This window comes from Streptomyces sp. NPDC017676 (assembly GCF_044329325.1).
Taxonomy (GTDB): Bacteria; Actinomycetota; Actinomycetes; order Streptomycetales; family Streptomycetaceae; genus Streptomyces.
In genome coordinates this window covers 71,704-87,178 of the sequence record NZ_JBIRJA010000025.1, presented here as the reverse complement: position 1 = coordinate 87,178, position 15,475 = coordinate 71,704, and the positions used below count along the sequence as shown (strand labels likewise).

Sequence of the window (15,475 nt, the reverse complement as noted above, 5' to 3'; positions counted from 1 at the left end):
CCCGGGTACAGGGGGCAGGATGAATGGGGACGATCCGGCGGGGCTGCGTGGTCGGCGCCGCGAGTGTGATGCGCTCGAAGAACTGGTCTCACAGGTGGAGGCGGGGCGCAGCGCCGTGCTGGTCCTGCGCGGTGACGCGGGCATCGGGAAGTCGGCTCTGCTGGATCACCTGGCGGCACGCGTCGTAGGACACCGCGTCGCCCGTGTGGCGGCCGCCGAGTCGGAGATGGAACTGCCGTTCGCGGGGCTGCACCAGTTGTGCGCCCCGTTCCTCGGCCGCGTCGGCTCCCTTCCGCCCCCGCAGAGAGAAGCGCTGGCCACAGCGTTCGGACTCCGCACGGGACCGCCGCCGGACCGGTTCCTGGTCGGTCTGGCCGTACTCGGACTGCTGACCGAAGTGGCCGCAGAGCAGCCGCTGTTCTGTCTCGTGGACAACGCCCAGTGGCTGGACCGGGTCTCCGCGCACACGCTGGCGTTCGTGGCGCGGCGGATCTACGCCGAACCGCTGGCACTGATCTTCGCCTCCCGTGAACAACGAGGACGCGACGAGTGGGCCGGTCTGCCCGAGCTGAGACTCGACGGCCTCGACGACGCCGACGCGCGCGCACTCCTGGACGCGGCGGCCGACGGCCCGATGGACGAGCGGATCCGTGACCGCGTCCTCGCCGAAGCACGCGGCAACCCCCTCGCCCTCCTGGAACTCCCCCGTGGCCGCATGGCGACGGGGCCGGACGACGGACTCGAACTGCCCGATCCCGGACCGGTGACCAGCCGTGTCGAGCGAAGCTACCTCACGCGGGTCCGCTCGCTGCCGGCCGCGACACAGCGCCTGCTGCTCCTCGCCGCCGCCGAGCCGGTCGGTGACGCGGCGCTGCTCAGGCGTGCCGCCGAGCGACTGGGCATCGACTCCGACGCGGCCCGCCCGGCGGTGACGGCGGGGCTGCTCGACATCGGGGCCCTGGTGCGTTTCAGGCATCCGCTCCTGCGCTCCGCGATCTACCGGTCGGCCGGGCTGACGGAGCTGCGGGAGACCCACCGCGTCCTGGCGGAGGCGACCGACCCCGGCCTCGACCCGAACCGCCGCGCGTGGCACCTGGCGCGGGCGACGGTGCGGCCGGACGAGGCGGTCGCCGCCGAGCTGGAGTCGTCGGCCGGGCGGGCGCTGACGCGAGGCGGCACCGCCGCCGCGGCGGCGTTCCTCGCACACGCGGCCGTACTGACGCCTGACCCGCGGCGCAAGGCGACGCGCGCCCTCGCCGCGGCTCAGGCGAAATTCCGTGCCGGTGCGCCCGCCGCGGCGCGCGATCTGCTGGCGCTGGCCGGGAGCGGCGTCCTGGACGCACTCGGCCGCGCCCGCGTGGAACTCCTCCAGGCCCGGATCGCCTTCGCCTCCAGTCGGGACAAAGAGGCCCTCCCCCTTCTGCTGGCCACCGCGCGGCGACTGGTGCCACTCGACGCGGGCCTGGCTCGCGAAACCCTCCTGGACGCCCTGTCGGCCGCCATCTTCGCCGGACGCCTCGCCTCCGGCACGCACGTACGCGAGGTGGCGGCGACCGCGCGGAAGACGTTGCCTCCCGTCACGAGACCGCCGCGCACCGCCGATCTGCTTCTGGACGCCTTGGCCCTCCGCTTCACCGTCGGATACAGCGAGGCGGTCGCCGCCTCACGCGAAGCGGTACGGGCGCTGCGCCGTGAGACCGACCCGGAGGAGATCCTGCGCTTGTCGTGGCCGGCTTCGGCGCTGGCGGCCGAGATGTGGGACGACGAGGGCTGGACGGAGCTGGTGACACGTCAGGTCCGGACCGTACGGGCCGTCGGTGCGCTGGCCGAGCTGCCCCTCGCTCTCAACTCGCGGGTCGTCCTCCACACGTGCGCCGGTGAACTGGACGCGGCGGGACTGCTCATCGCGGAGATCGCCCGGGTGCAGGAGGCGACCGGCACCAGCTTCGCGCCGTACGGCACGATGACGCTCGCCGCCTGGCAGGGCCGCGAACGCGAGGCCGCTCCGCTGATCGAGGCGGGCACCGAGGAGGCCGTACACCGCGGTGAGGGCCTCGGCGTGGCCATCGGCCTACGGGCGAAGGCCGTGCTCAACAACGGCCTGGGCCGATACGAGGAGGCCTTCGACGCGGCTCGTCCGGCGACCGCGCACCAGCAGGAGCTGATCGCGGCCAACTGGGGACTGGTCGAACTGGTGGAAGCCGCGGCGCGCAGCGGTCGCCACGACGCGGCCGAGGCCGCACTGGACCGGTTGACCCGGGCCACGGACGCCGCCGGCACGAACTGGGCGCTGGGTGTGCAGGCGCGCTCCCGGGCGCTGCTCGGCCGGGGCCACGTGGCCGAAGAGCTCTACCGCGAGGCGATCGAACGACTCGGACGTACCCGGACCGCGGTGGAGTTGGCCCGGACTCATCTGCTCTACGGGGAGTGGCTGCGGCGGGAGGGCCGTCGCGTGGACGCCCGGGAACATCTGCGCGAGGCACACGCCCTCTTCAGCCGCTTCGGTGCGGGCGCGTTCGCCGAACGCGCCGTCCGCGAGTTGCGGGCCACCGGTGAGACGGTGACCCGGCGCGACGGTGTCGCCGCGCAGACGCTGACCGCCCAGGAGACCCAGATCGCACTGCTGGCCCGGGACGGTCTGACCAACTCGGAGATCGGCGCGCAGTTGTTCCTCAGTCCGCACACCGTGGAATGGCACCTGCGGAAGGTGTACGCCAAGCTCGGCATCCCCTCCCGGCGACACCTGCACACGGCGCTGTGACCCTGCGTCCCGACGCTGCGAGCGCCGGCGTGGCGGCTCCGCGGGACGAGCCGGTCGGGGGCGTGCTCGCCGCGGGCGGACGACGGGTCCTGGCGCCGGCGCACGAGGGCGGCACCGAAGCCGTGGGGTCCACCCCGTCGCCGGTCAGCGGCCGGTGGTCATGGCCGGCCCCGAGGAGGCGAGGTGTTCTTCGAACGTCCGGCGGCACTGGACATAGTCCCCACGCGGCAGCAGGCCGCCTCCTGACATGGCCTTGCCCACCTTGCCGGGAAGTGTCACCGGCACGACGAGCCGCCGCCGGCCCCGGGAGCGCAGAATACGGCGCGTCATCTCGACCATGTCCAGCCGGGCGGGCCCCGCGATCTCCCGTGCCATGCCGGAAGGGCCCTGCACCGCGTGCTCGACGAGCTTCTCGGCGACGTCCTGGGCGGCGACGGGCTGGGTGAGCATCCTCGGCATCATGACCACTGGTGACCGGTTGTCCAGCAGCGGCTCGGGGAACTCGAAGAACTGGGTGGCACGCAGCACCGTCCACGGCACGCCTCCGTCACGGACGAGTGCTTCCTGAACGCGCTTGCCGAAGTAGTACCCGAAGTCCACCTCGTCGCTGCCGACGATCGACAAGGTGACCAGGTGCCCGATCCCGGTCGACCGGGCGGCGGCAAGCAGGTTGCCGGTGGCCCGCGAGAAGAAGTCGACCGCGGTCTTCCTCCTCGTCGTGACGATGTTCGTCACATCGATCACCGCATCACAACCGGACAGCCCCTCTTCCAGGCCCACGCCGGTGACCAGGTCCACGCCGTGCGAACGGGCGAGAATCACAGGTCGGTGTCCCGCGCCCCGCAGCTCCGCGACGACGAACTTCCCCACCATGCCGGTTCCTCCGGCCACGGCCACCTGCATGTGGCTGCCTCCTCGTAACGACGCCGGTAAGGACGGTTCCCGGCTCCGCCCTACAGACAAGGCAGGTGTTCCCGCTGTGACACGGCGAGGTGGGGGCGGCCGCTCTCACTTCCGGGCGCAGGGAGCCCTGACCGTTCGCGGACCTGCCGAGTGAGGCGCTCACGGGTTCTCCGGCGTCCTCCAGGAGGACCCGTTCGAGACGGGCCAGGTCGCCTACCTGTGCGGCCGCGCGCAACGCCTGCACCGGCCGGCGTCGGGCGACGGCATCCACGGGCTGCTGTCGCCACGGCGCATCCAGACGCTGCTGTGCACGGGTGATCTGCTGCCTGGCGTTGGGGACGGAGAGGTGCAGGAGCGCGGCGATCCGGTCGTACGGGTACCCGAACCCCTGCCGGAGGACGAACACGGCGCGCTGCTGGGGTGTCAGCGTCCGCATCAACAGGACGACCGCTCGTTCCACGGTGTCCTGCCGCTCGGCCACCACGTCCGGGGTGGCACCGGGGTCGGCCGGATCCGGAAGCCACGGGGTGGCGCACCGCTCCCGCCGTCTGCGAGCCGACCGGAGCACGTTGATCGCCACCCGGACGGTGATCGTCCGCAGTAGCGCCGGAGGGCTGCGCACGGCTGTGCGGTCGGTTCGCTGCAACCGCAGCCATACCTCCTGCATCACGTCTTCGGCCTCGCTCACGTTGCCGAGGTCCGGCAGGCGACGTTGATCAACGAGGGCCGGGCCCGCAGGAACACGGACACAGCGCCGTCCAGATCGTCGATCGCCGAGGCCACCGCGCGGCTGTCCCGCACCGGCGAGCGCCTGTGTTCCCTCAGGTCCGTGTCCACGGTCGGCTCCCTTGCTGGAGTGGGTGAGTGACGCCGGAACGCCGCGCGACCAACCCTCGCGCGGCAGCGTGGCGCCCGCGCCATTGAGAACCCGTGGGAGGCTGCGTGGTGGTGCCCTGGTGATGCCGTGGCGGGGTCCCGATCCCCTACCGCGCACCGCGGCAGGGGATCAGGACAGCACCGCGCCGTTCCGGGCCGGCCTGTCACACGCGCGTGCGCCGCTCGGTCTCTGCGGAAGAGGGCTGAGTTACCCGGTCCCCGCACCTCGGTCGAGAGGAAGACCCATGACCACGCGCATCGTGTCCATTGCCGAAGGCAGACGGCTCACCCGTTCCATCGCGGTCGGCCCCCACACCCTGACGGCCGACGAACCCGAGCCCATCAGCAGTGACGCGGGTCCCACCCCGGGTGAGCTGATACTGGCAGCGCTGGGGTCCTGCACTTCCATGGCCGTGCGGGCGATGGCCGACCGGCACGGCTGGGCACTCGACCGCATCGACGTGGCCGTACGGTTCGGTGATCAAGGGAGAATCGTCAAGAACGTCGGGCTGACCGGCGACCTGGAGCCGGCGCAGCGCGAGCAGTTGCTGGCGGCCGCCGAGCGCTGTCCCATTCACCGCCTGCTGACCAGGGAAGTCAAGATCGTCACCGTACCCACGTTGCTGGCGGAACCGGACGTGTCCCCCGCCTAGGGTCTTTCGCTCGGGTCAGGCCGGACCGCGAGCCCGGCGTGACCCGGACGAAAGACCCCCGGCCGCGCCCCCGGTGGCCGGGCCCGCCCGGTAACCGGGCGGGTCAGGATGTCGTCGGCATCCCTTCGAGTTGCGCGGAGCCGATCTCCTTGCGGGAGGAGATGCCCAACTTCGCGAAGATCTTCCGCAAATGCCATTCGACCGTGTGCGGGCTGAGGAACAACCGGGCGCCGATCTCCGGGTTCGTGAAGCCGCCCTGGGCGAGTCGCGCGATCTCGACTTCTTTCGCTGTGAGGACCACCGGCGTCGCCGAGGCGCGTTTGCGCACTCTCACGCCCACGGCCTGCAACTCGCGTCGCGCACGCTCCGCGAATGCGTCGGCCCCGGCTTCGCCGAGCATCGTGTGCGCCTCGCCCAGCTGGGAACGGGCCTCGGCCTGCCGCTGTTCCAGGCGCAGCCACTCACCGTAGCGAAGTCGTGCCCGCGCGCCGTCCATGCGGGCCTGTGCCGCGTCGAGCCGTTCGATCGCTTCCCGGTGCAGGACGTCGGCCACCTGCCCCTCGCTCACCAGGGCACGAGTGGCGGCCGCGATTCCGAGCACCCAGTCGGTTCCGCTGACCTGGGCCATCTCCTCGATCGTCCGCACAGCCTCGGCCACCTGCGCGGCCCGCCCCAGTCGTGCGGCCGCTTCGACGAGTTCGACCCGGGACTGCAGGGACAGTCCGAGTTCCTGCGGATTCCCGCACCCACGCTCGGCGGAGGCGAAGGCCTCCTCGTACCGGCCCAGGCCGTTGTAGAGAACCGCCGCCGCCCACTGGGTCGCCGTCGTCACCTTGCCCTCGTCGTGCAGGAGACGGTCGTGCGTGAGCCTCTCGATCGCCTGCCGGGTCGTGGACTCCCGCCCCTTGAAGGGCTCCACGACGAGTGCTCCGTAGTGCGCGAAGAAGCTGCTGCCCGTGGCTTCACCGATCGCGTTCGCCTCCACCGCCAGGGAGTCGGCGCCGCGGAGGTCGCCGGCGAACACCCGGTTCGACAGGCGCAGGAGGAGGGCCGAGGGCAGGACGGCGAGCGCTCCGTCACCGCGGGCGAAGTCGACCAGCCGTGCCGAGAGCTCGGACCAGGCGGCGAAGTCCCAGGTGCTGTGTGCCATGCGGCACACAAGCGGAAGCCATCCCAGAGCTTCCTCACGGGAGAGTCCTCCCGTGCGGAACGCGTCGACGGCCTCTCGGAGGATCGGCGCGCCCGCGGAGTACCCTTCCGTGATCACCCGCGCGAGACCGGTCAGGAGAAGATTCTCACGGCTCACGGTGTCGACGTGGCCCCGAGCACTCAGCACCGCCTCGGCGACGTCACGGACCCCGCCCGTGGACAGCCGGCCCGCGGTCAGGGCCGCGTAGATCGCGTCCCGGTACGTCTCACCGGCGAGTACGGCATCGTACGGCTGGAGCCGCTTGGCCGCTTCGAGCAACAGCGGCAGGCCGGCGCTGGCGCTCTTGGCCGCGGACATGATCTGTCCCCGGAGCAAGGTCGCCTGTGCGGCTCCGGCCTCGTCGAGATGGCTCAGTTCCGCGGCGTCGACCAGTTCCCGTGCCACGTCGAAGGCGCCCGCCTGGTATTGGGCCTGCGCCGCCGCCAATGCCCTGGCTCCGCGGCGTACGGGATCCGGAGTCAGTTCGGTGGCCCGGTGCAGGAAGGCTGCCGCCGCCGCGACCCCGCCGCGCGCGTACGCCCGCCCGGCGGATCCCTCCAGTTCGGCGGCCACGGCCTCGTCCGGTCCCGTGGCCGCGCTCGCCAGGTGCCATACGCGGCGTTCGGGATAGACGCTCGCGTCGATCGAGTCGGCCAGAGCCGCGTGCACGCGCCGGCGTTCCTCGAAGCCGACGGCACGGTACGCCGCGGAGCGAACCAGCGGGTGGCGGAAGCGTACCCATGTGCCGAGCGTCATCAGTCCCGACGCCTCGGCGTGGGTCACGGCGGTGTCCACGGAGATTCCCAGGCGCTCGGCGGCATCCCGCAGCAGGGTCACGTCACCGACCGGCTCGGTGGCGGCGATGAGCAGCAGTTGTTGCGCCTCCGGGGGAAGCGACCTGATCCTGCGGAGGAAGCCCGCCTCGATCTGGCTGGACAGGGGCCGGGCACCGGGCCCTGCGAAACCTCCGGCCAATTCGACGGCGGTCAGGCCTCGCGGCAGCTCCAGGAGGGCCAGCGGGTTGCCGCGCGTCTCGGCGATGATGCGGTCGCGCACACGCTGGTCGAGCGGCCCGGTGACGACGGAGTCGAGGAGTCTGCGGGACTCGGACTCGTTCAGTCCACGCACAGGGAGCTCCGGCAGGTCGGCGAGAATCTCGCCGGAGCCGGACTCGCGGACGGCCAGCACGAGCAGAATCGATTCAGCAAGCAGCCGACGAGCGACGAATTCCAGAATCTGGGCCGACACGCGGTCCAGCCACTGCGCGTCGTCGACCAGGCAGAGCAACGGCTCGTCGCCGACGGCCCCGGCGAGCAGGCTCAAGGTGGCCAGACCGACGAGGAACCGGTCGGGCGCGTCACCGACCCGCATCCCGAACGCGGTACGCAGAGCGTTGCGTTGCGGCTCGGGAAGATCATCGAGATGGGACAGCAACGGGGCGCAGAGCTGATGCAGCCCGGCATAGGAAAGCTCCATCTCGGACTGCACTCCGGCCGCCCTGACGACACGGCATCCGGTGGCACGGCCGAGGAGGTGGTTCAGCAGCTCGGTCTTCCCGATGCCCGCCTCACCGCGCAGCACCAGCACCCCGCTCCGCCCGGCCCTGGCCTGCGCGAGGAGGTCATCGAGGACCTTGCACTCGTCCCGCCGCCCGAAGAGCCCGGTCCGTGCTCCGCCCCTCGCCATGACAGCCTCCCGGCCGTCACGATACCTCGGCGTTGGAAGACATCAAGCCAGTCCCGGACATGCCGGTCCCCGTTTCACGGCGCGGGAATCAGGACACCGATCCCACGACGACGGCCGTGCACACGAACGTCAACATGGTGATCACGGCCATGGCGATCAGTGTGCCGCGCAGCCATCGGCCGAACCGGATGTTGTTCGCCGTCTCGGCCGCGCCGACATTGTCGGCGATGTGCTTCGTCACCATGCGGGCCACGTGCTTCTGCTCGTCGAGATACCACAGCTCGATATCCCTCTTCTGTTCGTGGGTCAGCCCGTCCATCCTCGCGGTGAAGGCCGTCACACGCCGGCGAGCAGCACTGAGATGCGCCTCCCGGTACAGATAGGCCTCTATGTCGACCAGTCCACGAGCTGCCTGTTTGTTCATGTTCATGATGCGTTCCCAGAGTCGGTGGCCCGGCGCTCGGCACCTGGACCGGGCTGCGGGTGGGCGACGGCGGTCGGCGCGTGCTTCCTCGACGCGCCTGCGGGAGGCCGACCGCTCACTCGATCGGCCCTCCCGGTGGGACCCGGTGCGCTGGGAGCCGGCTGTTCAGCCGGTCGCCTGCGCCGCCTCGTTGATCAGGCGCGCGACGTCACCGGGACGCGAGACGCTGACCGCGTGGGAGGCGGTGACGCTCACCACGGTGGCCTTGGCGCGCTCGGCCATGAAGGTCTGCGCCTGCGCCGGGATGTTCCGGTCCTCGGTGGCCACGAGCACCCACGACGGGACGTTCTTCCACGCCGGGGCGGAGGCACCCTCCGCCAGCGCGACATCGGCCACGGGCCGCTGGGTTGCGGCCATGACCGCCGTGGTCTCCTCCGGAACATCCGCGGCGAACTGCTGGTGGAACTTGCTCTTCTCGATGTAGAGGTCCGTGACCTGGCTGCCGTCCGGCAGGGTGACCGGTACCGGACGGAGCGCCTCCCCCAGGGTGCTGCCCGGGAACTTGCCGGAGAGGGTCACCGCGCTCTCGCCCTCGTCCGGCAGGAAGGCCGCGACGAACACGAGCGCCTTGACGTTGTCGAGGCCGGCGGCGGCGTTGCTGATCACCGAGCCGCCGTAGGAGTGGCCGGCGAGGACCACTGGGCCGTCGATGGAGGCCACGAGTTGTCTGACGTACTCGCTGTCTCCGGCCAGTCCGCGTAGCGGATTGCTCGCGGCCACCACAGGGTAGCCGTGCGACTGGAGCCTTTCGACGACGCCGTTCCAACTGGAGGAGTCCGCGAACGCGCCGTGGACGAGGACGATGGTCGGCTTTTGTGCACTCATGAGAGTGGCCTTTCATTTTGCCAGTGAAGCAGGCCGGTGAAGACGCCGGTGAATGGGATCCTCCGCGCTATGGCCGCGCGAGAGGGACCAGTCGATCAGTCGGTTCCCAACGCCTTGCGCAGGACATGCACGGCCTGCTCGATCGCCGCGGTCGAGGCCTGGGTTCCGCGGACGGGGTTCAGCATCATGAAGTCGTGCAGGCTGGCGTTGTAGCGGACGCTGATGGTCGGCACACCGGCCTGGATCAGCTTGCGGGCGTACGCTTCGCCCTCGTCGCGCAGCACGTCGTTCTCGTCGACCACCACGAACGCCGGCGGCAGCCCCTGAAGGTCCTCCAGGGTCGCGCGCAGGGGCGAGGCCGTGATCTGGTCACGCTCGGCCGGGTCGGTGGTGTAGGCGTTCCAGAACCACTCCATGGCCTTCGCCGTCAGGTGCGGACCGTGGGCGAAGAGCCGGTAGCTCTCGGTGTCCTGCCCGGCGTCGGTGACGGGGTAGTAGAGCGACTGGTGCAGGAAGGTGACGTCACCGCGCCGCTTGGCCAGGTGCGTGAGGGCGGCGCTCATGTTGCCGCCGACGGAGTCACCGGCGACGACCATACGGGAGCCGTCCAGACCCTCTTCGCCGCCCTTGGTGGTGACCCACTGTGCGGTGGCGTACGCCTGCTCGATGGCGACGGGGTACTTCGCCTCCGGCGAGCGGTCGTACTCGACGAAGACCAGAGCCGCCTCCGCGCCCACGGCCAGTTCACGCACCAGGCGGTCGTGGGTGCCGGCGTTGCCGAGGATCCAGCCGCCGCCGTGCACGTAGAGGATCACGGGCAGGACGCCGGTGCTGCCGACGGGCTTGATGATGCGCACCCGCACATCACCGACCTCGGCGGGGACCGTGATCCACTTCTCGTCAACGTCGAGCTTTTCGATCGGCCCGGACTGGACGTCGTCGAGCAGCTTGCGGGCACCCTCGACACCGAGTTCGTAAAGCAGCGGCGGCTTGGCGGTCGCGTCGGCGAATTCCTGGGCGGCGGGCTCGAGAATGATGTCGCTCACGACATACTCCTTGTGAGGTGGCGGGTTTCGGAAAGCTTCCACCTCATGAGACCGGGCCGGGAGTCGATGTGTGACGCTCTGGGAAAAACGGCGCGGAAATCGCTCACCGGCCACGGCATTTCGTGAGCGGAACCCGCGCAGGGCCCGCTGATCCGGCGTTACCTGTCAGATGCCGGCCGGGTGGGACCGGCGGGCTTCGGCAGCAGGAAGCCGTCGACGTACAGATCGACGTGCTCGTTGTAGAAGGCGGTCAGCCCGGCGATGCGGTTGGCGTGGATGGTCGGGAAGTCGTACGTCCAGGCGATGTCCTCGTGGGAGGCGGTGTCGCTGTCGAACGACCAGTAGCTGCTCGTCGTCCCCTTGTAGGGGCATCGGGTGACCGTGTCGGAGTGCCGCAGCCGGGTCCAGTCGATGGTCGTACGGTCGAGGTAGTAGCGGGTCGGCAGACCCGTCTCGAACAACTTCACGCAGTTGGGGGCCTCCGCCAGCACCACACCGTCCACCTCGACTCTGACGCTGCTGCCGGAACGCAGGGCGTCCACGCGGGAGTAGGGGCTCCGGGGATGCACGAAGACCGGCTCGTCCTCCTCGAACCAGGAGTCCAGCGCCTCCCACTCGAAGCGCACGGTGTTGTGCAAGGGGCCCGGGGCACCCTCTCCCCAGACCCACGCCGCCCCCGGCCGGACCTCCGGGCCGACCCGCACAGTGTGACGGTGCGCCGGGCCGGCGCCGAGCTGCTCCGTGTGCTTGTCGTCGTCGAGCACACCGTCCACCAGGTCCTCGACCGGGATGCTGAACTGGGGGTACGCCTGCCACTCCCAGACGTACAGCGCGCGGCGGGTGTCGAAGACGACACGGCCGCCGATCATTCCCCGGATGCGACGAGGTACGGGCTCCACATGCCCGACCGGGACGATGAGGCTCGGGTGCAGGACACTCTCGGTTGCCATGATGATCACCTTGAATTCGCTGAATGGTGGGCTCGCCGTGCCCGGTGTGTGCGGTCCCAGGATGACGTCGCTCGGGCCGACGGGCCTCACCTTCGTGTTGTCACACGGTGCTGAGGATCGTATTGCACCGATCCGCACCGCGTCCTGGTCCGACGGGAGTGACTCGATGACCGACGGTGTCACAGATCGAAGGGGCTCCCGGTCAGTGAGCTGTAACTGTTCCACACCTGAGGAGTTCCGTCATGGACGCGCGTATCAACTTCTTCGGCAACGCCCTGGCCGGCAAGGTCATGAAGCACCTCAACTCGGCCGGCGCGGCGGTGCACTCGGCTCTCCCGGTCGCCACTCAGGAGCTGGTGAAGATTCGTGCCAGCCAGATCAACGGCTGCGGCTTCTGCACCGACATGCACACCAAGGACGCCGCCGCCGCCGGTGAGGACCAGCAGCGTCTGAACCTGGTGGCCGTGTGGCGCGAGGCCACCGTCTTCACGGACGCCGAGCGCGCCGCGCTCGAACTGGCCGAGCAGGGCACGCGCATCGCGGACGGCGCGGACGGCGTGTCGGACGAGGCATGGGCGAACGCCACGAAGCACTACGACGAGGACCAGCTCGTCGCGCTGATGTCGCTGATCGCCGTGATCAACGCCTACAACCGCATCAACGTGATCAACCGGCAGCCCGCCGGCGACTACAAGCCCGGCATGTTCGGCTGAGTCAGCCGCGCCGGCTCGGCCGGTCGCGTACCGTCCCTCGCCTGGTCGCCCCGGCCTTCGACCAGGCGAGGGACGCCGACCCGACCGGCCGGTCGAAGTCCGCCCGGCGGCGCGGAGCCCGGAGCGACCACCGCGGGCCTTGGATCCCGGAGGACCCTCATGTCAGAACGCCACGCACTCGCCCCTCTGCGACGAGTCAGCACCGACGTGCTGGAAGTCGCCTACTACGAGACGGGGTCGGGAGACGACACCGTGCTGCTCCTGCACGGTTTCCCCTACGACGTCCACAGCTACGCGGACGTCGCCCCGCTGCTCGCCGAGAGCGGGTTCCGGGTCGTCGTCCCCTATCTGCGGGGTCACGGGCCCACCAGGTTCCTGTCCGAGTCGACTCCGCGCTCGGGTCAGCAGGCCGCGCTGGGAGCCGACGTCGTCGCCCTCCTGGACGCCCTGGGCGTGGAGCGGGCCTACCTCGCCGGATACGACTGGGGCGGGCGCGCCGCCAACGTCGCCGCGGCTTTGTGGCCCGAGCGCGTTCTGGGCCTGGTCTCGGTCAACAGCTACCTCATCCAGGACATCGGCGCGGCGATGGAACCCGTCGCACCCGAACGGGAGGCGGGCTTCTGGTACTTCTACTACTTCCTCACCGAGCGGGGCCGGGCCGGTCTTGCCGCCGACCCGCAGGGGATAGCCCGGGTCATCTGGGAGCGGAACTCGCCCAAGTGGCCTTTCCGCGAGGAGGATCTGGAGAGGACGGCGAGGGCCTTCGCCAATCCCGACTACACCGACGTCGTCATCCATTCGTACCGGCACCGGCTTGGTGCGGCTCCGGGTGCCGAGGCGTACGCGGCCTTCGAGGCGCGTCTCGCCGAGCTGCCCGCCATCACGGTTCCCACCGTCACCCTCGACGGTCGGGCCGACGGCAACTTCCCCGCGTCGGACGGTTCCTCCACCGCTCGGCACTTCACCGGCCCCCGGCTCCACCGCCAGGTGGTGAACGCCGGCCACAATCTTCCGCAGGAGAGCCCCGAGGCGTTCGCGGCTGCCGTACGCGACGTGCGCGCACTGCGGCACACGTACGTCGGCCGCGACGGCTTCTCCGGACGGAACCAGGACTCGACATGACGCACTCCCCCGCACCGGACGACTCCGCCCCGCTCCGCCTCGCCAGTGCCCGGGGACGGTGGACCCTGCTGGCCACCGTTCTGGGATCCAGCGTGGTGCTGCTCGGATCGACCGTCACCAACGTCGCTCTTCCGCGCATCGGTGACGACTTCGACGCCGACCTCGCGGTGCTCCAGTGGACGGTGAACGCGTACATGCTGACCCTGGCGGGTCTGATCCTGCTGGGCGGCTCGCTGGGCGACCGTTTCGGGCGGCGCCGCATCTTTGTTCTGGGCCTGGTGTGGTTCGCGGTGGCCTCCTTGCTGTGCGGTCTGGCTCCGGGCACCACCACGCTGATCGCCGCCCGAGCCCTGCAGGGCGTCGGCGGTGCTCTCCTCACGCCCGGCTCATTGGCGATCATCGAGGCATCCTTCCACCCGGACGACCGGCCACGTGCGATCGGTCTGTGGTCGGGCTTCGGCGGCGTCGGCGCGGCCCTCGGGCCGTTTCTCGGCGGATGGCTGGTGGACGGTCCCGGCTGGCGCTGGACCTTCTTGCTGAGCATCCTCCCGGCGCTGCTGTGTGTACCCGTAGCACTGCGCCACGTCCCGGAGTCCGTCGGCACGCCCAGGACGAACGAGGTCCTCATGGCCGACACGGGGCGCCGGCGGCGCATCGGTTTCGACATCGACGGCGCCGTCCTGGGCGCTCTGGCACTCTCCCTGATCACCTACGGGCTGACCGAGGCCAGAAACAACGGACCGGTGGCCGTCGGCGCATCGGTCACCGGCGTCGCGGCGGGTGCCGCGTTCCTCCGCGTGGAGCGCCGCAGCAGCGACCCGATGATGCCGTTGTCCGTCTTCTCGTCCCGGCAGTTCACCGCTGTCAACCTGATCACCCTGTGCGTCTACGCGGGCACGGGCGGGTTCTTCTTCCTGACGGCTCTGCAACTGCAGATCGTCGTCGGGTACTCGGCGCTGGCAGCCGGTGCCGCCATGCTGCCCAACACCGCCCTGATGGTGCTGTTCTCCTCCCGGTCCGGGACGCTCGCCCGGCGGCTGGGGCCGCGGACTCCGCTCACCGTCGGTCCGGTGGTGTGCGCGGCGGGCATGTTGATGATGCTGCGGGTCGGCCCGGGCGCGTCCTATCTCCGCGATGTCCTTCCCGCCCTGCTGGTGATGGGAGCCGGCATGGTCGTGATGGTCGCTCCGCTCACCGTGACCCTGCTGTCGTCGGTGGATTCCGCGAACGCCGGGCTGGCCAGCGGCATCAACAACGCCGTGGCCCGTGCGGCCGGGCTGGTGTCCGTGGCGGCGTTGCCCCTCCTGGCCGGGATGGGACCGGACGCCTACCGGTCCGACGCGGCCTTCAACACGTCGTTCGGCCGGGCGATGCCGCTGTGCGCGGGCCTGCTGGTCGTCGGCGCGTCAGTGGCCTTCGCCACGCTGCGGCAGACTGCTGCGGCTTCTCACCCGCTGCACGGACGGACACACAGCTGGCTCATGGAGCCTCCACTGGTGTCCCGCTTCATCCATCACCAGGTCGTCGACTGACACCCGGCGGGGCGCTCCGCTGTCACACGGGCGGACGCCCGCCGGTCTCGTTGTAGAGAGGGCCGCTGCTCAGCGGTTCGCGCCGGCGCGTCGTCACACGTCGGCCGCAGGAAAGGAGCCAGACATGTCGTACCCGTACCCGGAACAGAAGTACTGGGGAGAGGACGGAGAGGTCAGCGCCGTCTTCCGGCCGGCCACCACACCACCGGACCTCGGTGAGGGCGGTACCGGGAAGGACGCCACCCACTATCTGGCGACCACTGGTACCACGCGGGGTGAGTTCGGGCTGTACCGGGTGGAGATGCGGCCCAGGGCGGGCGGCCCCAAGACGCATTTCCACAAGCGGATCTCGGAGTCGTTCTACATCCTGGACGGCACGGTGCGCCTGTTCAACGGCGTGGAGTGGGTCGACGCGCGCAAGGGAGACTTCCTGCACGTGCCCCAGGGTGGGCTGCACGCCTTCCGGAACGACTCCGACGCTCCGGCCGACATGCTGCTCCTGTTCACCCCGGGCGCCCCACGCGAGGAGTACTTCGAGCAGGTGTCGCAGCTGGCGCACGCCTCGGAGGAGGAGCGGGCCGCGTTCTTCGACAAGCACGACTCATACTTCGTGGAGTAGAAGACACCGACAGGCGGGGCCCCCATGCCCGGGAACCCGGTTACCCCGGGGGTGGCCCGGAAGGGGGCCCCCCCGGCGGCGCCACCGCCCGCCCCCGGGGTGACCGGGCCCCGGGG

At 70.5% G+C, this 15,475-nt stretch carries 13 protein-coding genes and 1 pseudogene; 6 read left to right on the top strand and 8 right to left on the bottom strand.

The window, feature by feature from the left end:
• Positions 1-19: 19 nt before the first annotated feature.
• Positions 20-2,761, top strand: a complete 2,742-nt coding sequence (locus tag ACH4LD_RS38405; protein WP_398059705.1) for an AAA family ATPase — start codon at positions 20-22, stop codon at positions 2,759-2,761.
• Positions 2,762-2,905: 144 nt separating this feature from the next.
• Here the strand turns inward: ACH4LD_RS38405 and ACH4LD_RS38400 are convergent, their stop codons facing one another.
• The 3 genes and pseudogenes from ACH4LD_RS38400 to ACH4LD_RS38390 form a co-directional block, all read right to left on the bottom strand.
• On the bottom strand, positions 2,906-3,664 hold the full coding sequence (locus ACH4LD_RS38400) for an SDR family oxidoreductase (RefSeq protein ID WP_398059703.1): 759 nt from the start codon (positions 3,662-3,664) through the stop codon (positions 2,906-2,908).
• A 307-nt stretch (positions 3,665-3,971) separates the two neighbouring features.
• Positions 3,972-4,352 (bottom strand): annotated as a pseudogene (locus tag ACH4LD_RS38395) (sigma-70 family RNA polymerase sigma factor); the annotation flags it as partial.
• A complete protein-coding gene (locus ACH4LD_RS38390) occupies positions 4,349-4,501 on the bottom strand; it encodes a hypothetical protein (protein ID WP_398059701.1) in 153 nt (50 codons plus the stop codon). The pseudogene ACH4LD_RS38395 and the gene ACH4LD_RS38390, both read right to left, overlap by 4 nt.
• Positions 4,502-4,785: 284 nt before the next feature.
• On the opposite strand from ACH4LD_RS38390, the gene ACH4LD_RS38385 reads away from it, so the two are divergent.
• On the top strand, positions 4,786-5,193 hold the full coding sequence (locus tag ACH4LD_RS38385) for an OsmC family protein (RefSeq protein ID WP_398059699.1): 408 nt from the start codon (positions 4,786-4,788) through the stop codon (positions 5,191-5,193).
• Between the two features lie 103 nt (positions 5,194-5,296).
• Here ACH4LD_RS38385 and ACH4LD_RS38380 read toward each other — a convergent pair whose 3' ends face one another.
• The 5 genes from ACH4LD_RS38380 to ACH4LD_RS38360 form a co-directional block, all read right to left on the bottom strand.
• Complete coding sequence (locus tag ACH4LD_RS38380) at positions 5,297-8,068, bottom strand: AAA family ATPase (protein WP_398059697.1); 2,772 nt, start codon at positions 8,066-8,068, stop codon at positions 5,297-5,299.
• An 88-nt stretch (positions 8,069-8,156) separates the two neighbouring features.
• The gene (locus tag ACH4LD_RS38375; RefSeq protein ID WP_398059695.1) at positions 8,157-8,498 is read right to left on the bottom strand and encodes a hypothetical protein; all 342 of its coding nucleotides are present in this window, start codon (positions 8,496-8,498) and stop codon (positions 8,157-8,159) included.
• A gap of 159 nt (positions 8,499-8,657) precedes the next feature.
• Positions 8,658-9,377 carry an alpha/beta fold hydrolase gene (locus ACH4LD_RS38370; RefSeq protein ID WP_398059693.1) on the bottom strand — a complete coding sequence of 240 codons (720 nt, stop codon included), beginning with the start codon at positions 9,375-9,377 and terminating at the stop codon, positions 8,658-8,660.
• Positions 9,378-9,472: 95 nt separating this feature from the next.
• Positions 9,473-10,423, bottom strand: a complete 951-nt coding sequence (locus ACH4LD_RS38365) for an alpha/beta hydrolase (protein WP_398059691.1) — start codon at positions 10,421-10,423, stop codon at positions 9,473-9,475.
• A 158-nt stretch (positions 10,424-10,581) separates the two neighbouring features.
• The gene (locus tag ACH4LD_RS38360) at positions 10,582-11,373 is read right to left on the bottom strand and encodes a DUF427 domain-containing protein (protein ID WP_398059690.1); all 792 of its coding nucleotides are present in this window, start codon (positions 11,371-11,373) and stop codon (positions 10,582-10,584) included.
• A gap of 242 nt (positions 11,374-11,615) precedes the next feature.
• Between ACH4LD_RS38360 and ACH4LD_RS38355 the strand changes: the two genes are divergently transcribed.
• From ACH4LD_RS38355 to ACH4LD_RS38340, 4 genes are all read left to right on the top strand, one after another.
• Complete coding sequence (locus ACH4LD_RS38355) at positions 11,616-12,086, top strand: carboxymuconolactone decarboxylase family protein (RefSeq protein WP_103812160.1); 471 nt, start codon at positions 11,616-11,618, stop codon at positions 12,084-12,086.
• Positions 12,087-12,245: 159 nt separating this feature from the next.
• Positions 12,246-13,208: an alpha/beta fold hydrolase gene (locus ACH4LD_RS38350; RefSeq protein WP_398059688.1), complete on the top strand. Its 963-nt coding sequence runs from the start codon at positions 12,246-12,248 to the stop codon at positions 13,206-13,208.
• Positions 13,205-14,740 (top strand): MFS transporter, encoded by a 1,536-nt coding sequence (locus tag ACH4LD_RS38345; protein WP_398059686.1) that lies wholly within the window; start codon positions 13,205-13,207, stop codon positions 14,738-14,740. Before ACH4LD_RS38350 ends, ACH4LD_RS38345 begins: the two co-directional genes overlap by 4 nt.
• 124 nt (positions 14,741-14,864) lie before the next feature.
• A complete protein-coding gene (locus ACH4LD_RS38340) occupies positions 14,865-15,359 on the top strand; it encodes a cupin domain-containing protein (protein WP_398059684.1) in 495 nt (164 codons plus the stop codon).
• Positions 15,360-15,475 lie beyond the last annotated feature (116 nt).